This window comes from Holzapfeliella saturejae, from assembly GCF_037546065.1.
In the GTDB taxonomy this organism is placed as follows: Bacteria; Bacillota; Bacilli; order Lactobacillales; family Lactobacillaceae; genus Holzapfeliella; species Holzapfeliella saturejae.
Genome location: NZ_JAWMWG010000001.1, coordinates 645,978 through 663,531 on the forward strand (window position 1 = coordinate 645,978; position 17,554 = coordinate 663,531).

Below are 17,554 nucleotides of genomic sequence, written 5' to 3' on the forward strand. Positions count from 1 at the left end.
TTGCTTCAAAAGAAACGCCCGGATGTGTTATACTATTTTAGTCTATTTAGGAGGGGTTGCAATGGTTAATAGTAAAAAACAGTTGGTCATTATCACAGGGATGTCAGGTGCTGGAAAAACAGTTGCCATCCAAAGTTTTGAAGATATGGGGTACTTTGTCGTTGACAATTTACCGCCCAAACTTTTACGTAAATTCTGGAATTTAATGTTTGAGTCAGGGCATATGGATAAAGTAGCTGTGGTGATTGATTTAAGATCGCGAGACTTAGATAACGAGTTACTCGAAGCGGTTTCTATTCTTGAAACCAAAGAAGAGGTTCAATCTAAAATTATTTATCTCAATGCTTCAAATGAAGTTTTGGTAAAACGTTATAACCAAACTAGACGTAGTCATCCTTTAGCAATGTCTGGCCGACTTTTGGATGGTATTAATAAAGAACGTCAATTATTGACGCCTGTTATGCAACACGCCGACTTGATTATAGATACTTCTAACATTAAACCCAAACAACTCAGACAACGATTAATTGAACAAACAAAAGGTGAGGACTTATCTGATGTTTTTCATATCGAAGTTATGAGCTTTGGATTCAAGTACGGGTTACCTATTGATGCTGACCTGGTTTTTGATGTGCGCTTTTTGCCCAACCCTTACTACATTCCAGAAATGAAGCCTCTGACAGGTTTGCAAAAACCAGTCTCAGAGTATGTCTTAACCCAACAGATGACAACTGAGTTTTATGATAAATTATGGGAATTATTAGTGACGATAATTCCGGGATATATCAAAGAAGGTAAAACTAATTTAACAATTGCAATTGGCTGTACAGGTGGTCAACATCGATCAGTCGCATTAGCTGAAAAGCTAGGGCAAAACTTAATGAAAGACTATCCAACAGATATTACCCATCGAGAAATTTGGCGTTATCAAGGAGATCAATTATGAGTGCAAAAAAGGTTGTTGTCATCGGCGGGGGAACAGGATTATCAGTTATTTTGAACTCATTAAAAGATTCAGACGTTGAATTAACAGCAGTTGTAACGGTTTCTGATGATGGTGGATCTTCAGGGATTATTCGAGATTATATTAACGTTGTGCCACCTGGTGACATTCGTAATGTGATGGTGGCATTGTCAACACTACCTCAGGATCAGCTTGAGCTGTTTCAATACCGATTTAAAAGTCAAGATGACTTTTTTTCAGGTCATGCTTTAGGTAATTTGATTATAGCTGCGCTTTCAGAAATGACGAACGATATGTTTGAAGCAATTCAATATCTCTCTCATTTAATGAAGGTTGATGGCAACGTTTATCCTGTTTCTAATAGTCCATTGATTTTAAATGCACAATTTGAAGATGGTACAGTTGAAAGCGGCGAAAGTCATATTGTGACTTTTGATAAGCAAATTAAAACGGTTTGGGTGACAGACCCTACGCAAAAAAATGAACAGCCTAAAGCAGTATCAGAAGTCGTTGACGCTATACATGAGGCAGATATGGTGATTTTAGGTCCAGGTAGTTTGTTTACCAGTATTTTACCTAATGTTGTGATTCCAAATGTTCGACAGGCTTTGGCTGAAACAAAAGCTAATATTACTTACATTTGCAATATTATGACACAAGCTGGCGAAACCGAATGTTTAACAGATTATAATCATCTTGAAATTATCAATCGTCATTTAAAAACAAGAACAGTTGACACTGTACTCGTTAATAACCGTCAAATTTCACCTAATGTTGTTCATCAAAACTCGCCTAAAGGCTATCTAAAACCCGTTGAACATGATGAAATATCACTGCTTAACAGCGGTGTTAAGATTATTTCGGGGGATTTTTTAGATATTAAAAATAAAAATATTTATCACGATGGGGTAAAAGTTAGAAATGCAATATTAGATTTATTATAGAAGGAGAAGCGTATGGTAGCATCTTATGCAAGCCAAGTAAAAAAAGAGCTTGCGTCACTAGAGGTTAACTATGAACATGCCAAGTCTGAATTAGCTGCATTTATTCGAATGAGCGGTTCAATTTCAATTGGTCATAGTCGGCTACAACTTAATGTTATAACTGAACATCCAGCCACAGCTCGACGCTTATTTTCCTTGATGAAAAAAGTATATAATATTGAACCTGAAATTATTGTTTCAAGAAAAATGAAATTGAAAAAAAACAACCAATATGTTGTGCGAATCAAAGAAAAAGTGTCAGATATTTTAGATGATTTAAAAATTATGAAACCTAATTCCTTTGACATTAGTACAACAATTCCACAGCGTGTGATGGAGAGTCAACAAGACAGTATTTGTTATTTAAGAGGCGCTTTTTTAACAGGGGGTAGTATCAATAACCCGGAAACTAGTCGTTATCATTTAGAAATTTATTCTAATCATCAAGACCACAATGAAGCCATTGCTAAAATTATGAATCAATTTCATCTTAATGCTAAAACGACTCAAAGACGTAGTGGTTATATCACTTATCTAAAAGGCGCTGAGCAAATTGCTGAGTTTTTAAATATTACAGGAGCAACGAGCGCTATGTTAGCTTTTGAAGATTTGAGAATTATGCGAGATATGAGAAATTCAGTTAATCGTTTAGTTAATTGTGATACTGCTAATCTTAAAAAGACAGCTAATGCTGCTGCTAGACAAGTTGAAAATATCACTTTAATTGAAGAAACATATGGATTAGAAATGTTGCCAGAAAAATTACAAGTTTTGGCTTCATTTAGGATGAAAAATCAGGAGATGTCATTAAAAGAATTAGCCGCAAAAATTCCAGACGGTCCAATTTCAAAATCTGGAATCAATCATCGATTTAAAAAATTGAATGATATTGCGGACAAGATAAGAACAGAATAAAAATTGGAGAATCAAATATGGACAATGAAATTATTCTAGGAGAGCAATTATGCTTTTCAATTTATCAAGCTGATAAATTTTTTAAACGATTTTATTCAAAGGCACTAGAGCCTTTTAATTTAACTTATGCACAATACATTGTTATGCTTGCTTTATACGAGCATGAATCGATGTCTGTGAAAGAATTAGGCGAGAATGTCGGTCTTGACAGTGGGACTTTAACGCCGTTATTAAGAAGACTTGAAAAACTAGATTGGGTTAAGCGTCGACATTCTGCAGAAGATGAACGTCGTTTGGTCTTAACCCCGACAGATTCAGCTGTTGAAAAACGTCAGGAACTATATGATCATCTTAACTTTTGTTTGAGTAAGTTAGATTTAACACCTGAACAATACAAGACATTAAGAGAGACAATGACACAATTAGGGTCAAAGCTGTCTTCAATTAGTTTTGAGATATAAAAAATACGCCTCATTTAATGAGGCGTATTTTTTTGAGTTTGGTTAACTTAACTAACGTTTGTTAGTCATGATTTCATCAATTAAACCGTATTCTTTTGCTTCTGGAGCAGTTAGATAATGATCACGTTCAGTATCTTTTTGGATAGTTTCAATATCTTGTCCAGTCGCATCAGCTAAAATTTTGTTCATTTTTTTACGTGTTTTTAAAATTTCTTCAGCGGCAATTTCAATTTCAGTAGCTTGTCCTTGCGCACCACCAAGAGGTTGGTGAATTAAAACTGTTGAGTTAGGTAAAGCAAAACGTTTACCTTTTGTTCCACCTGCAAGTAGGACACTGGCCATTGATGCAGCCATACCTGTTGCAATTGTTTGAACATCAGATTTAATAAAGTTCATGGTATCTAAGATAGCTAATCCAGATGTAATCACCCCACCAGGTGAGTTAATATAGATAGAAATATCTTTTTCTGAATCTTGTGCATCTAAGAAAAGTAATTGTGAAATAATTGAGTTAGCCATTTGGTCGTTAACTTCTCCAGATAGCATGATAATGCGATCTTTTAGTAAACGAGAATAAATATCGTAAGAACGTTCACCACGAGAAGTTTGTTCAATAACTGTTGGTATAAGCATATTTTAAGTGCCTCCTTTTAGTAATTAGCACTCTTTTAAGTACTGTGCTAATTTAATCATAAAATAAGCATAAGGTCAATATGAAAAGCGTAACTTTGCATAGGCAAAAGGGCGCATACCCAAATTAAACTGGCGTTTTAATACTAAAATATGATATCTTAAAATTATATTAAGTATTATACTAAAAACATTATTTGTGTGAGAGGGTTTACAATGAAAAGCAAAATTATGCTAGTTGTGATGAGCTTGGCACTCTTAGTGAGTGGTCTTTTTATGACCAGTCATCAAGAAACTGTCAAAGCCGAAGAAAAAAAAGTTTACCAAATCGGAACGGATGTCACCTATCCACCTTTTGAATTTTCAAATTCAAATAACACAGAATACATAGGAATCGATATTGACATTATAAAAGCTGTGGCGAAAGCTGAAAATTTTGAAGTTAAAATTTTACCACTCGGATTTAGTGCAGCAGTTCAAGCGCTTGATACTGGTCAAGTAGATGGCTTGATTGCAGGAACAACAATTACAGCTGATCGCGAAAAGAAAATGGATTTTGGGACACCGTATTTTAATACGGGGGCTGTTTTTGTAACTGCCCAAAGCAATGATGCCATTAAATCTATGGAAGATGCTAGAGGTAAGCGTGTAGCTGTTAAAACGGGTACAGCTGCAGCAAACTATGGTATGGAACAAGCTAAAAAGTATGGATTTACAGTTGTGACATTCGATGATACTAATTCCATGTATCAAGATGTTTTGACGGGAAATTCAGCTGGATTATTTGAAGATATGCCAGTTATTACTTATGCTATCAATCAAGGAACAGCATTGAAAGTTTCTTCAGAAGCTAATACGACTGGCCAATATGGATTTTCAGTTAAAAAGGGTGAAAATCCTGAATTACTAGCAGCCTTTAACCGTGGACTTGAAAAAATCAAACAAAGCGGTGAATATGATCAAATCATTTCACGTTACTTAGGAAATGATGCCTTGGCCCTACAAAAACAACAAAAAGAAAGTGAAAGTACTTTTGGTGGATTACTTAAAGTTAATGGCTCAGCTTTGCTTGATGGACTGAAAGAAACCATGATTTTAACGGTAATGGCAATTTTCTTTGCGACCATCTTTGGTATTATCTTTGGTTTAATGGGCGTTGTTCCAAGTAAAATTTTAAACGGAATTTCAACAACAGTGATTTACATTTTCCGTGGTTTACCATTGCTAGTTTTAGCGTTATTCATTTATACAGGTATTCCAAGTTTAACAGGGGTTAGAATTCCCGCTGTTGTTGCCGGAATTATTACCTTAATGTTTAATGAAGGGGCTTATACTGCAGCCTTTATTGCAGGAGGAATTAAATCTGTTGATAAGGGACAAATGGAAGCGGCACGTTCACTTGGATTGCCATTTGGTAAAGCCATGAGACGAGTTGTTTTACCACAAGGAATTAAATTGATTATTCCATCATTTATTAACCAATTTATTATCACATTGAAAGATACGTCAATTTTATCAATTATTGGATTAGTTGAATTAACCCAAACAGGTAAAATCATTATTGCCAGAAACCTTGAAGGATTCAAAGTTTGGGCAATCATTGCACTCATTTACTTAGTGATTATTACCTTGTTAACATGGGCTTCTAACTATATGGAAAGAAGGTTGAACAAATAATGGTTAAATCAAGCGAAAATATTATTAAAGTTCGTGACTTACAAAAAAGTTACGGTGACAATCACGTCATTAAAGGCGTTGATTTAGACGTTAAACGTAACCAAGTTGTGGTTATTATTGGACCTTCTGGATCGGGTAAGAGTACCTTTTTAAGAATGTTAAACCATTTAGAAGAACCAACTGGTGGCAATATTAACATTGATGGTCATGATTTAAACAGTAAAGAAACTGACATCAATAAAGTCCGTGAAAAAATCGGAATGGTATTTCAACACTTTAACTTATTTAACAACCTAAACGTGATTGACAACTTAACTTTAGCACCAAGAGAACTTGGCTTAATGAGTCAAGAAGAAGCTGAAAAGAAAGCGCGTCAATACTTAAAACGTGTTGGATTAAGTGATAAAGCAGAAGTTAAGGTAGATTCTTTATCAGGTGGACAAAAACAACGTGTGGCGATTGCTCGTTCACTTGTGATGAATCCAGATGTGATGCTTTTTGACGAACCAACGAGTGCATTAGATCCTGAAATGGTTGGCGACGTTTTAGGCGTGATGAAAGATGTGGCTAAAGAAGGCATGACCATGCTTGTGGTTACTCACGAGATGGGATTTGCTAAAGAAGTGGCAGATCATGTGTTATTCTTTGATCAGGGACATATTATTGAGCAGGGAACACCTGAACAAATCTTTGACCATCCACAACACAAACGAACACAAGACTTTTTATCAAAAGTACTATAATTAAAAAAAGCTAACGCAAAAGATGCGTTAGCTTTTTTTAGTGACTAATAATTGATGTTGGTAATAAGTGCTTTAATCATTTCTCGGCTTTCATTGAGGAAGAAATTATGAGGTGTAGTCTGGGCAACAGTTGTCGTTTGGAAATGAAGCCCTTCTGTTGGTAGTCCCCAAATAAATAAGTTTTCAATGAGTTCATCTTTTTGGTCTATAACCTGGTTAGTTTTGCGATCAACAGCAACAGCCCCTGTTTGTAAGTTATTCTCTCCAAGTGTATGTGGTTTTATGGTGTCCTCAAGTAGCTGTTGATAAACACTATCGTGAGCACTTAGTACGGATTCTTTTGGCAAACGACTTTCAATTAAAGTGGTTGCTTTAATTGAATGCCAATGGTTTTGAATCATGAATTGGTTATCAAAAGTTTTAAATTGAACAGGTGGTGCAATAAAGTGCACAATACCTGCTTTAACGAGTGCTTCTAATTCAAGTAATCGTGTTACAGCAGGACCCGCAGCCAGAAAATTGTTAAGAGATTTAAAGCTACCTAGAAATTGATTAACATAGTCTGCAGGTTCAAAAAGATTATGTTCGATGATAAAGCGAATACTTTGTCTAAGATCACGAATCATTTCAAGCGTTGTTGCAAGCGGACTAGTTTGATTGCCTTCAAGTGCTTGGGTAGCATCTGAAAGTAAGAAATTACCAATTGTTGTTGTAAAATCATCTAAGTCTTTTGGCTTAACTTCAGATTCCGGTTGCATCAAACGGCTGAAATCAAAGTCATTATCAGGTAAAAGTTTTCTTTTAAGATTATCATCGAGATGACCATTTGTTAATTGTGCTAACAAATCAGCTTTATCTAATTCAGGGAAGCTTTTACTATAGTAAATATAGGCTAAGTCTTTGATTACTCGATTAATAAAACTTTTATATGATAGGGTATGAGGACTAAGTGTTTTTAAATACGATAAAGTTAAGAATTGTGGTGTCATGGATTCATTTAAATCTTTTTCGTAATTGCCTTTTGCGTGTGAGGGATAACCTCTTCTAGAAAAGCCATACATGATAGGTTCTTGACCGCTTTTGTGATAAATATAGCGTCCTGAATCAGTTTTTGAAAAATGACCGCCTCTATCTTGAGTAAGCAATGTGACATAATCATAAAATGTGAGACCGAGTCCGCGAAGAATAACAGTCTCATTTGGTTTGATCGTGTCTAAATTAGCTAAACTAGGGTTTTTAGCAGGGATATAAGTTAAATCATTTTCAGTTGCGAATTCAGTCAGGCGACTTTCTGATTGAGTTAATGTGTTTAAAGGAAATCCTGTTGCCATAAAGACTGCAGAGAATGTATCTGTAAAACTAGAAGTTTGGACTTCAAATTGATGAAAATCAATTGGTGTAACACGCGTAACTTCTTGATTAATAAAATTAACAGAGATATCTTTTTTTGCGAGTAAGTCTACTAATTGGTGAAAGGCCCAATTAATGTAGACACCAAATAAACTTCTGGATGCATAATCAGTAGGCGTCAAATGTGTTATCTCTTTTAAGAGTATATCAGTATGTGTGTTTGACAGTGCACTGTTTTTTATAGCAAGCGAACTATGAGTTGATTTAATCCAATCAAAAAAACTAGGGGTATTGGATGTGTTTTCACTAAATAAAGTTGCTTGCCCACAAGGAGTATTCATGATTAATAAGGGGTTTTGCTTATCAATCCAAACACTTCCACCGATATCAAAGGAGTCAAAGACAATGATATCTAAAGACTTGCTAGCAAAACGATGACTAGTTAAATTGAGTTGGTCAAGTGTTGAAATCCCTCGAGGGCCAGCCCCAACAATTGCAATTTTCATAATTAAACCTACTTTCTAATATCCTAAGTAATAATCATTTTTATCGTAACATTTTTGGGTAAATAAAAAACCATAAAGCATTCAATTTACAATGCTTTATGGTTTGAAGATGCACCTCCTGGGAGTCGAACCCAGATTTCAAGAACCGGAATCTTGCGTGCGATCCATTACACTAAAGGTGCGACACAATGAGAATTATAACAATAAAATTATAAATAGCCAACAAATTAAAAAATAAAGTTTTCACTTGAAAACAAAATTTATAGTTGGTATACTTTATTTGTCGAATGAGGGAGATAGCAAAAAAGCTACTTCTTAATTTTTTGAAATTGATGGGTCACTTAACGACATTAAAGGGACGTTTTGAGACCCAAAAGGAGTGTCATTCATGTTAAATAATTTATCGTGGATAGAGAATATCGCTCCGGATTTCTTAAAAGTCATTCGACAGCGATATGAAATTTTACAACAAATTTCATGGCTTTCACCAGTTGGTAGACGATCTTTAGCAATTAAACTTGGGCTATCCGAACGCAGTATGCGAACGGAAACCGAATACTTAAAGCAAGTTGGTTTGATTGATATTGGACGTCGTGGAATGACTCTGACTGAAAAAGGTGAGCAGACATTAGAACAGTTGGCACCAGTTATTGCAAAAGTCTATAACGTGAGTCAAATTGAGTCTGATTTAGCTGCCCATCTTCAGATAGCTCGAGCGGTAATTGTACCAGGTAACACTGATGTTCAACCGCATCTATCTAAGTCACTAGGAGATGCTTTAAACGACGCATTGAAGCTGTTACTGCCACTAGGTCGTAACATTATCACTGTTTTTGGCGGTGTAACAATGTCGAGTGTCGCTTCTCAACTTTCCCCAACATTGAATCGACATCGTGATTTGCTTTTTGTTCCTGGAAGAGGGGGCTTAGGTGAATCAGTTGAAATTCAAAGTAATACCGTTTGTCAAATGATGGCAAATAGTACACATTCACATTACCGGACTTTGTACTTACCAGAAAACGTAAGTTCAGAGGCAATGAAGTCTTTAATTAAAGATGAAAATATCGGAGATGTGTTAGACTTTATTTCAAATAGTGATGCTGTGATTCATAGTATTGGTGATGCTCAGATTATGGCTAAACGTCGAGGACTTAGTCTAGAGACAAGGTCAATGCTGACAGATAAAAAAGCCGTTGCTGAATGCTTTGGGTATTTCTTCAATCAGCAAAGTCAAATGATTTACAAGATACCAAGAATTGGTTTGCAATTAGAGGATCTTAATCGAATACCCCGTGTGTTTGCCGTAGCTGCTGGCCAAAGTAAGGCTTTAGCTATCGAAGCATACATGAAACATGCACCTAGTCAGTCGTGGTTAATCACTGACGAAGGTGCCGCTAACTCGATTTTAAAAGGGAAATAATGCCCCTTTAAAATAATTTTACATAATTCCTAAGGAGGAACTGTTATGACAGTAAAAATTGGTATTAACGGATTTGGACGTATTGGTCGTTTAGCATTTCGTCGTATTCTTGAATTAAACTCAAGTGATATCGAAGTTGTTGCAATCAATGACTTAACAAGTCCATCACTATTAGCTCACTTATTAAAATATGACTCAACACATGGTACATTAAACCATGAAGTTAGTGCTACAGAAAACGCAATCGTGGTTGACGGTAAAGAATACCACGTATATGCAGAACCTCAAGCACAAAACATTCCTTGGGTTAAAAACGATGGTGTTGACTTCGTACTAGAATGTACAGGTTTCTACACATCAAAAGCAAAATCACAAGCTCACTTGGATGCAGGTGTTAAACGTGTATTAGTTTCAGCTCCAGCTGGAAGCGATCTAAAAACAATCGTTTACAACGTAAACGATGACACATTGACATCAGAAGATACAATCGTATCAGCTGGTTCATGTACAACAAACTGTTTAGCTCCAATGGCTGATGCTCTTGATAAAGAGTTCGGTATTGAAGTTGGTACAATGACAACAGTTCACGCTTACACATCAACACAAATGCTTCTTGATGGTCCAGTTCGCGGTGGAGACCCTCGTGGTGCTCGTTCAGCTGCTGCAAATACAATCCCTCACTCAACAGGTGCTGCTAAAGCTATTGGTTTAGTTGTTCCTAACGTGAACGGTAAATTACAAGGACACGCACAACGTGTACCAGTTGTAGATGGTTCATTAACAGAGTTAGTAACAATTTTAGATAAAAAAGTTACTGCTGACGAAGTTAACGAAGCAATGAAGAAACACACAGAAAACAACCCAAGTTTTGCTTGGAACGAAGACTCAGTAGTATCAAGTGACATCATTGGTACAACTGCAGGTTCTGTTTTCGACCCAACTCAAACAGAAGTTACAACTGCTGGTGACAAACAACTAGTTAAAACAGTTGCTTGGTACGACAATGAATACGGATTCACATGTCAAATGGTTCGTACTCTATTGAAATTCGCAGCTCTTTAATTAGATATTCCAACTTTAAATAACTAGTTTGGAGTTAAAGGCGGAGGGAGGTTAACTCCTTCCGCCTTTTTTCAAGAAATTTTGGAGGTAAATCATGGCTAAATTAACGATTTCTGATGTTAATGTAAAAGACAAAAAAGTTCTTATTCGTGCTGACTTTAATGTTCCTATTAAAGATGGTGTTATCGGAAACGATAACCGTATCGTTGCAGCACTTCCAACAATTAAATACGTTTTAGAAAATGGTGGAAAAGTTATTTTACTTTCTCACTTAGGTCGTATTAAATCTGACGAAGATAAAAAAGCTTTAACATTAAAACCTGTTGCAGAACGTTTAAGTGAATTACTTGAACAAGATGTAACATTTGTTCCTTCAAATGAAGGTAAAGAACTAGAAGATGCTGTTAACAACTTAGGTGACGGCCAAGTTCTATTAATGGAAAACACACGTTTCCAAGATATCGATAACGACTTTGGTAAACGTGAAAGTAAAAACGATCCAAAATTAGGTGAATATTGGGCATCATTAGGTGATGTATTCGTAAACGACGCTTTCGGTACAGCCCACCGTGCTCACGCATCTAACGTTGGTATTTCTGAAGCTATGAAAGCTGCTGGCAAACCAGTTGCTGCTGGTTTCTTAATGGAAAAAGAAATCAAATTCTTAGGTGAAGCTGTTGATAACCCAGTTCACCCATTCGTAACTATCTTAGGTGGTGCGAAAGTTTCAGATAAGATCGGTGTTATTGAAAACTTAATTCCAAAATCAGACCATATTTTAATTGGTGGTGGAATGGCTTACACATTCTTAGCTGCTAAAGGTTACAATATTGGAAAATCATTATTTGAAGAAGACAAATTAGAACTTGCAAAAGAACTAATTGAAAAAGCAGGCGACAAATTGGTATTACCAGTTGATAACATTGCCGCAGCAGAATTCTCAAATGATGCAGCTCACGAAGTTGTTGGGGAAGACATTCCTGATGGCCAAATGGGTCTTGACATTGGACCAAAAACAATTGCACTATTTAAAGATAAATTAGCAGATGCTAAAACAGTTGTTTGGAATGGACCAATGGGTGCATTTGAAATGAGTAACTTTGCTGAAGGTACTCTAGAAGTAGGTCGTGCTCTAGGTGCATTGAAAGATGCAACTACAATCATCGGTGGTGGTGATTCAGCAGCAGCAGCTATTCAATTAGGTATTGCTGACCAAATCACTCACATTTCTACTGGTGGTGGTGCTTCTCTAGAATACTTAGAAGGACAAGAATTACCAGGAATTGCTTCAATTTCTGATAAATAATATCAATTCGGAGGTTTTTAAGATATGCGTACACCAATTATCGCAGGAAACTGGAAATTAAATAACAACCCAGAAGAAACAACCAAATTTGTTGAAGCTGTTAAAGATCAACTACCTGCTTCAGATAAAGTTGAATCAGTTATTGCTGCACCAGCAGTAGACCTTTCAGTATTACTTGCAGCAGCAAAAGGTTCAAACCTTAAAGCAGCAGCAGAAAATGCATACTTTGAAGATGCAGGTGCTTTCACAGGTGAAACAAGTCCTAAAGTTCTTTCAGAAATGGGAATTTCATACGTTGTTATCGGACACTCAGAACGTCGTGAATACTTCCACGAAACAGATGAAGACGTAAACAAAAAAGCTCACGCTATTTTCAGAAACAACATGACACCTATCATTGCTGTTGGTGAAACATTAGAACAGCGTGAAGCTGGTGAAACAGATGCATTTGTTGGTGGTCAAGTTAAAGCAGCTCTTAAAGGACTATCAGCTGACCAAGTTGCTAGTCTAGTTGTTGCTTACGAACCAATCTGGGCAATCGGTACAGGTAAAACTGCTACAAGCGAACAAGCTCAAGAAACAGTTCACGCAATCCGTGAAACTATTCGTGCAGAATTCGGTGACGAAGCTGCTGACAAAGTTCGTTTACAATATGGTGGTTCTGTAAAACCAGATAGCATCAAAGAATTAATGGCTCAACCAGATATCGATGGTGGTCTTGTTGGTGGTGCTAGTTTAGATCCAGAATCATTCTTAGCATTAGTAAACTACCAAGATTAATTAAACAAAAGGTTTAATAATTCATCGAAATAGTATAAAATATACTTGTATAATAAAGATTAAAGGAGATAATGAAATGTCTGTAATTACTGATATTTTAGGTCGCGAAGTTTTAGATTCACGTGGAAACCCAACTGTTGAAGTTGAAGTTTACACAGAAATGGGTGGCTTCGGTCGCGCAATCGTTCCATCAGGTGCTTCTACAGGTGAACACGAAGCTGTAGAATTACGTGATGGTGATAAATCACGTTTTGGTGGTAAAGGTGTATTGAAAGCTGTAGAAAACGTAAATACACAAATCGCTAAAGCAGTTATTGGTTTAGATGTTACTGACCAACGTGGAATCGACAAAACAATGATCGAACTAGATGGTACAGAAACAAAAAGTAAATTAGGAGCTAACGCTATTTTAGGTGTTTCACTAGCTGCTGCTCACGCTGCTGCTGATGAACTTGGCTTACCTCTTTACGAATACTTAGGTGGACCAAACTCATACGTTATGCCAACACCTATGATGAACGTTATTAACGGTGGGGAACACGCTGACAACAACGTTGACTTCCAAGAATTCATGATTATGCCTGTTGGTGCTAAAAGCATTCACGAAGCTGTTCGTATGGGTGCAGAAACATTCCATTCACTACAAGCTATCTTGAAAGAACGTGGCGACAGTACAGCTGTTGGTGACGAAGGTGGATTTGCTCCTAACCTAGAAAACAACGAAGCGCCATTTGAAATCCTCGTTGAAGCTATCCAACGTGCTGGCTACAAACCAGGTGAACAAATTGCTATCGCATGTGACGTTGCTGCTTCAGAATTCTACGATGCAGAAAAACGTAGATATGTTACAGTAGCTGACAACAAAGAATACACAGCTGAAGAATTCACTTCATTGCTTGAATCACTTGTTGAAAAATACCCACTTATCTCAATCGAAGATCCATTGGATGAAAACGAATGGGACGACTGGAAAACACTTACAGATCGTCTAGCTAAAAAAGTTCAAATCGTTGGTGACGACCTATTTGTTACAAACACTTCATACCTAGAAAAAGGTATTGAAATGGGTGTTGCAAACTCAATCCTTATCAAAGTTAACCAAATCGGTACTCTAACAGAAACATTTGACGCTATCGAAATGGCTAAAGAAGCTGGTTACACAGCTATCGTATCTCACCGTTCAGGTGAAACAGAAGATACAACAATCGCTGACCTAGTTGTTGCTACAAACGCTGGTCAAATCAAGACAGGTTCATTAAGCCGTACAGACCGTATTGCTAAATACAACCAATTGATGAGAATCGAAGAACAACTTGGCGATACTTCAAAATACAAAGGTATCAACAGTTTCTACAACTTAAACAAATAATTAATTTATCTGTTTAATTAAAAAGCAGGCTTGATTTATCAAGCCTGCTTTTTTGTAGCAATAAAACGCGATATATGTTAAAGTTGTAATAGTAATTAGTGTGAAGTCTCTAAGTAATGGAGGGAAAATCTTGTATAATATTGTTTTAGTTTTGTTGGTGATTGTTTCGGTATTAGCGATTATTGCCGTTATGGTGCAACCATCTAAACAGCAGGATGCATTGAATGCACTTTCAGGAGGAGCAGGAGAACTTTTTAGTGGCCGTACTAAAAAGCGTGGATTTGAAGCGTTTATGGAACGATTAACATCTGTTCTTCTCGCATTATTCTTCATTCTTGCAATTATCTTAGCTATGCTTACAAAATAATCAAAGCCTCCTAATTTATTGGGAGGTTTTATTTAGTTTAACAAAAAATAATAACAAATAATGAGGTGTTTTAATGGCTCAAAATGAGCAAATGATTGCTGATATTCTTGAAATATTCAGACAGAAACCGACTTTTAAATATACAGTAGACCAAATTAGTAGAAAAAGACGCGGTCGTAATGCGGTTGAATTTAGTGATTTAGTTAAAACTTTAACTTTCTTGGAAAATGAAAATAAAATTTTTTCTAATGAACTAGGTCAATTTCAACTTGTACAAGAAGATCGTCTAGTTGAAGGTGTTTTTCGTGCTAATGACAAAGGATTTGGATTCGTTCGTGTAGATGATGAAGACGAAGATGATATTTTTATCGCAAAACCTAATACTAATTTTGCATTAGATGGTGATACTGTTGAAGTTAAAATTATCAAGGGTGAAAATCCTTGGAATAATAAAGGGCCAGAAGGTCAAGTTAATCAAATTCTTGAACGTGGATTGAAAACAATGGTTGGCGAATTCATGCCCTATAGTGATGTGATGGTTAATAAAACAGGTTTTTATGGCTATGTTAAGAGTAAAAACCGCAAGTTAAGTGCTTATTCTGCTTATATTTCTAAAACAGGCCTACATCCTCAAATGGGTGATATGGTTAAAGTTGAAATTACAGAATATCCTTCAGAAGAGTTTCCAACACGTATGTTAGGAAATGCTTTATTAACTATTGGAAATAAAAATGATCCGGGTGTTGATATTATGTCATTGGTTTATGACAACGATATTAAAACTGATTTTGAAGAGGATTCTTTAGAGCAGTCAAATGCTATACCAGATCATATTCAAAAATCTGATATGGCAAATCGTCGTGATATTCGAGATCAAGCCGTGGTAACCATTGATGGCGATGATTCAAAAGACTTTGATGATGCTGTTGTAGTTTGGAAAAAAGACAATGGTAATTATCACTTAGGTGTTCATATCGCCGATGTTAGTCACTATGTTACTGAAAATTCACCGCTTGATAAAGAAGCTTTTGAACGCGGTAACAGTACTTATTTAGTTGATCGTGTTATCCCAATGTTACCATTCCGCCTATCTAATGGTATCTGTTCATTGAACCCAGACGAAGACCGTTTGGCATTATCTTGTGATATTGAACTGACTCCAGAAGGTGAACGTGTTGATTATGATATTTATGCTAGTGTCATTCGTTCACATGGTCGTTTGACTTATAATAATGTTAATGCTGTTTTAGATAATGATATGGCAGGATTAGAAGATAAGTATCATCAATCTGAAGAAATGCTTCATCAAATGTCAGACTTGCATCACGCATTGTTTAATAAACGTCATCAACGTGGGGCAATCGATTTCGAAGAAAATGAAGCTAAAATCATTGTTGATCAAGAAGGTCATGCTGTTGATATTCAATTAAGACAACGTGGTACAGCTGAAAAAATGATTGAATCATTTATGTTAATGGCTAATGAAACAGTCGCTGAACACTTTAACAAAAAGCACGTGCCATTCTTATACCGTGTCCATGAAACACCAGAAGGTGAACGTGTAACGAACTTCTTTGAATTTATTTCAGCATTTGGGTTAAATATTAAAGCTGATCCTAATGATTTAGAACCTAAAACACTACAAAAAATCTTAGCCAAGACACAAGGTACACCCGAAGAACCTGTTGTTCAAACAATGATGTTAAGAAGTTTGAAACAAGCACGTTATAGCGAAGATCAGTTAGGTCACTTTGGGCTAGCTGCGCCTTACTACACACACTTTACATCACCGATTCGTCGTTATCCTGATTTGATTGTTCACCGTTTAATTCATCAATATATTGAAAAAGGTGCAACTGAAAAAGCAAAACAACATTTTGAATCAGAATTACCGGTTATCGCTGAACATTCTTCACAACAAGAAAGAAAGTCTATTGATGCAGAACGTGCCGTTAATGATTTGAAGAAAACAGAATACATGATTGATAAAGTTGGCGATAGTTTTGATGCAGTGATTAGTTCTGTGACGAGTTTTGGGATGTTTGTTGCGCTTGAAAATACAGTAGAAGGTCTTATTCATATTACCAATTTGAAAGATGATTTCTATTCATTCGATGAAAAACAACTAACATTAGTTGGTAAGAAAACTAACCGTCAATTCAAGATTGGTCAACCAATTAAAGTGACTTTAATCCGTGCAGACCTTGAACAACGTCAAATTGACTTTGAAATTTTTGATGAAAAAGCTGAACAAGAAAAACGTCAAGTTAAACGTACTGATGGTAAAGCTGAAGTTGTAATGCCAAAAAGTGAAAAAGACGACAAAGACAATGGTCGTCGTAAAAAACGCCCATTTAAGCGTCGTCGTAATGATAATAAACGTCAAGATGGTAAGCATTTTGAACGTGGTGGCAACAAAAATCGTCAAGACTTTAAACGTGCTAAAAAATCGAGATAATTTAGTCATGGGGTGATAAACCGTGAAAAAACAACAAAATACAGATAATTTAATTGCACAAAATCGTAAAGCAAATCATAATTATTTTATTGAAGAAACGCTGGAAGCGGGAATGGTTCTAACAGGAACTGAGATTAAATCCATTCGAAATCGTCGTGTTAATATCAAAGATGGTTACGTTAGAGTTCGTCGGGGAGAAGCATGGTTAGAAAATGTTCATATCAGTGAATATAAAGAAGGTAACCAATTTAATCAAGAACCCACACGTAATCGCAAATTATTACTTCACAAAAAGCAAATTGCTCACCTTTTAGGTATTCAACAAGAAAAAGGGTTAACAATTGTTCCTTTGAAAATTTACCTAAAACGAGGCGTGGCAAAAGTCCTCATTGGAGTAGGGCGAGGTAAAAAGAATTACGATAAACGTGAGACTATTCGTCGTCGTGACCAAGAACGTGATATGCAACGACTATTAAAAGTCAGATAAAGCTAATTGTATCCTAACAATTAGCTTTTTTTGCATCATAAATAAGTTTTTGATGAAAAATAAATGTCTTTTTTAA

At 36.0% G+C, this 17,554-nt stretch carries 16 protein-coding genes and 1 tRNA gene; 14 read left to right on the forward strand and 3 right to left on the reverse strand.

What is annotated here, in order from left to right; genetic code table 11:
- Positions 1 to 61: 61 nt before the first annotated feature.
- Genes rapZ through R4Y45_RS03145 form a run of 4 tightly spaced genes read left to right on the forward strand, consistent with a single transcriptional unit; the run spans position 62 to position 3,323 of the window.
- A complete protein-coding gene (gene rapZ / locus R4Y45_RS03130; RefSeq protein ID WP_339969188.1) occupies positions 62 to 946 on the forward strand; it encodes an RNase adapter RapZ in 885 nt (294 codons plus the stop codon).
- Positions 943 to 1,908, forward strand: coding sequence for a gluconeogenesis factor YvcK family protein (locus R4Y45_RS03135; RefSeq protein ID WP_339969191.1), 966 nt, complete (start codon positions 943 to 945; stop codon positions 1,906 to 1,908). The genes rapZ and R4Y45_RS03135 overlap by 4 nt, the downstream gene beginning before the upstream one ends.
- Before the next feature lie 12 nt (positions 1,909 to 1,920).
- Positions 1,921 to 2,862 carry a DNA-binding protein WhiA gene (whiA, locus tag R4Y45_RS03140; RefSeq protein ID WP_339969193.1) on the forward strand — a complete coding sequence of 314 codons (942 nt, stop codon included), beginning with the start codon at positions 1,921 to 1,923 and terminating at the stop codon, positions 2,860 to 2,862.
- A 17-nt stretch (positions 2,863 to 2,879) separates the two neighbouring features.
- A complete protein-coding gene (locus R4Y45_RS03145; RefSeq protein WP_339969195.1) occupies positions 2,880 to 3,323 on the forward strand; it encodes a MarR family winged helix-turn-helix transcriptional regulator in 444 nt (147 codons plus the stop codon).
- A gap of 51 nt (positions 3,324 to 3,374) precedes the next feature.
- Here R4Y45_RS03145 and clpP read toward each other — a convergent pair whose 3' ends face one another.
- Positions 3,375 to 3,956, reverse strand: coding sequence for an ATP-dependent Clp endopeptidase proteolytic subunit ClpP (clpP, locus tag R4Y45_RS03150; RefSeq protein ID WP_339969197.1), 582 nt, complete (start codon positions 3,954 to 3,956; stop codon positions 3,375 to 3,377).
- A 213-nt stretch (positions 3,957 to 4,169) separates the two neighbouring features.
- Here clpP and R4Y45_RS03155 point away from each other — a divergent pair, with 213 nt between their 5' ends.
- Positions 4,170 to 5,630 carry an ABC transporter substrate-binding protein/permease gene (locus tag R4Y45_RS03155; protein WP_412747363.1) on the forward strand — a complete coding sequence of 487 codons (1,461 nt, stop codon included), beginning with the start codon at positions 4,170 to 4,172 and terminating at the stop codon, positions 5,628 to 5,630.
- On the forward strand, positions 5,630 to 6,373 hold the full coding sequence (locus tag R4Y45_RS03160) for an amino acid ABC transporter ATP-binding protein (protein ID WP_339969200.1): 744 nt from the start codon (positions 5,630 to 5,632) through the stop codon (positions 6,371 to 6,373). Before R4Y45_RS03155 ends, R4Y45_RS03160 begins: the two co-directional genes overlap by 1 nt.
- Positions 6,374 to 6,417: 44 nt before the next feature.
- On the opposite strand, the gene R4Y45_RS03165 is transcribed toward R4Y45_RS03160, so the two are convergent.
- Complete coding sequence (locus tag R4Y45_RS03165) at positions 6,418 to 8,229, reverse strand: FAD/NAD(P)-binding protein (RefSeq protein WP_339969202.1); 1,812 nt, start codon at positions 8,227 to 8,229, stop codon at positions 6,418 to 6,420.
- Positions 8,230 to 8,339: 110 nt separating this feature from the next.
- Positions 8,340 to 8,411 (reverse strand) — tRNA-Arg (locus R4Y45_RS03170).
- Positions 8,412 to 8,617: 206 nt separating this feature from the next.
- Here R4Y45_RS03170 and R4Y45_RS03175 point away from each other — a divergent pair.
- The 8 genes from R4Y45_RS03175 to smpB all read left to right on the forward strand — a co-directional run bounded on the left by R4Y45_RS03175 (position 8,618) and on the right by smpB (position 17,478).
- Positions 8,618 to 9,649 (forward strand): sugar-binding transcriptional regulator, encoded by a 1,032-nt coding sequence (locus R4Y45_RS03175; protein WP_339969205.1) that lies wholly within the window; start codon positions 8,618 to 8,620, stop codon positions 9,647 to 9,649.
- A gap of 45 nt (positions 9,650 to 9,694) precedes the next feature.
- On the forward strand, positions 9,695 to 10,711 hold the full coding sequence (gap, locus tag R4Y45_RS03180) for a type I glyceraldehyde-3-phosphate dehydrogenase (protein WP_339969207.1): 1,017 nt from the start codon (positions 9,695 to 9,697) through the stop codon (positions 10,709 to 10,711).
- A 94-nt stretch (positions 10,712 to 10,805) separates the two neighbouring features.
- The gene (locus R4Y45_RS03185) at positions 10,806 to 12,017 is read left to right on the forward strand and encodes a phosphoglycerate kinase (protein ID WP_339969209.1); all 1,212 of its coding nucleotides are present in this window, start codon (positions 10,806 to 10,808) and stop codon (positions 12,015 to 12,017) included.
- Between the two features lie 24 nt (positions 12,018 to 12,041).
- Entirely contained in the window at positions 12,042 to 12,797 is a 756-nt protein-coding gene (gene tpiA, locus R4Y45_RS03190) for a triose-phosphate isomerase (protein ID WP_339969211.1), read from the forward strand.
- Between the two features lie 76 nt (positions 12,798 to 12,873).
- On the forward strand, positions 12,874 to 14,166 hold the full coding sequence (eno, locus tag R4Y45_RS03195) for a phosphopyruvate hydratase (RefSeq protein WP_339969215.1): 1,293 nt from the start codon (positions 12,874 to 12,876) through the stop codon (positions 14,164 to 14,166).
- A gap of 130 nt (positions 14,167 to 14,296) precedes the next feature.
- The gene (gene secG, locus R4Y45_RS03200) at positions 14,297 to 14,533 is read left to right on the forward strand and encodes a preprotein translocase subunit SecG (protein WP_339969217.1); all 237 of its coding nucleotides are present in this window, start codon (positions 14,297 to 14,299) and stop codon (positions 14,531 to 14,533) included.
- 73 nt (positions 14,534 to 14,606) lie between these two features.
- A complete protein-coding gene (rnr, locus tag R4Y45_RS03205; RefSeq protein ID WP_339969220.1) occupies positions 14,607 to 16,991 on the forward strand; it encodes a ribonuclease R in 2,385 nt (794 codons plus the stop codon).
- Between the two features lie 22 nt (positions 16,992 to 17,013).
- Positions 17,014 to 17,478, forward strand: coding sequence for an SsrA-binding protein SmpB (smpB, locus tag R4Y45_RS03210; RefSeq protein WP_339969222.1), 465 nt, complete (start codon positions 17,014 to 17,016; stop codon positions 17,476 to 17,478).
- Positions 17,479 to 17,554 lie beyond the last annotated feature (76 nt).

Excerpts from the sequence above, each read along its gene's own strand:
- rapZ (WP_339969188.1), top strand. The coding sequence starts at position 62 with ATGGTTAATAGTAAAAAACAGTTGGTCATTATCACAGGGATGTCAGGT.
- R4Y45_RS03160 (WP_339969200.1), top strand. The coding sequence starts at position 5,630 with ATGGTTAAATCAAGCGAAAATATTATTAAAGTTCGTGACTTACAAAAA.
- R4Y45_RS03135 (WP_339969191.1), top strand. The coding sequence starts at position 943 with ATGAGTGCAAAAAAGGTTGTTGTCATCGGCGGGGGAACAGGATTATCA.
- clpP (WP_339969197.1), bottom strand. The coding sequence starts at position 3,956 with ATGCTTATACCAACAGTTATTGAACAAACTTCTCGTGGTGAACGTTCT.
- rnr (WP_339969220.1), top strand. The coding sequence starts at position 14,607 with ATGGCTCAAAATGAGCAAATGATTGCTGATATTCTTGAAATATTCAGA.
- eno (WP_339969215.1), top strand. The coding sequence starts at position 12,874 with ATGTCTGTAATTACTGATATTTTAGGTCGCGAAGTTTTAGATTCACGT.
- R4Y45_RS03185 (WP_339969209.1), top strand. The coding sequence starts at position 10,806 with ATGGCTAAATTAACGATTTCTGATGTTAATGTAAAAGACAAAAAAGTT.
- whiA (WP_339969193.1), top strand. The coding sequence starts at position 1,921 with ATGGTAGCATCTTATGCAAGCCAAGTAAAAAAAGAGCTTGCGTCACTA.
- R4Y45_RS03165 (WP_339969202.1), bottom strand. The coding sequence starts at position 8,229 with ATGAAAATTGCAATTGTTGGGGCTGGCCCTCGAGGGATTTCAACACTT.
- R4Y45_RS03175 (WP_339969205.1), top strand. The coding sequence starts at position 8,618 with ATGTTAAATAATTTATCGTGGATAGAGAATATCGCTCCGGATTTCTTA.
- gap (WP_339969207.1), top strand. The coding sequence starts at position 9,695 with ATGACAGTAAAAATTGGTATTAACGGATTTGGACGTATTGGTCGTTTA.
- tpiA (WP_339969211.1), top strand. The coding sequence starts at position 12,042 with ATGCGTACACCAATTATCGCAGGAAACTGGAAATTAAATAACAACCCA.
- R4Y45_RS03155 (WP_412747363.1), top strand. The coding sequence starts at position 4,170 with ATGAAAAGCAAAATTATGCTAGTTGTGATGAGCTTGGCACTCTTAGTG.
- R4Y45_RS03145 (WP_339969195.1), top strand. The coding sequence starts at position 2,880 with ATGGACAATGAAATTATTCTAGGAGAGCAATTATGCTTTTCAATTTAT.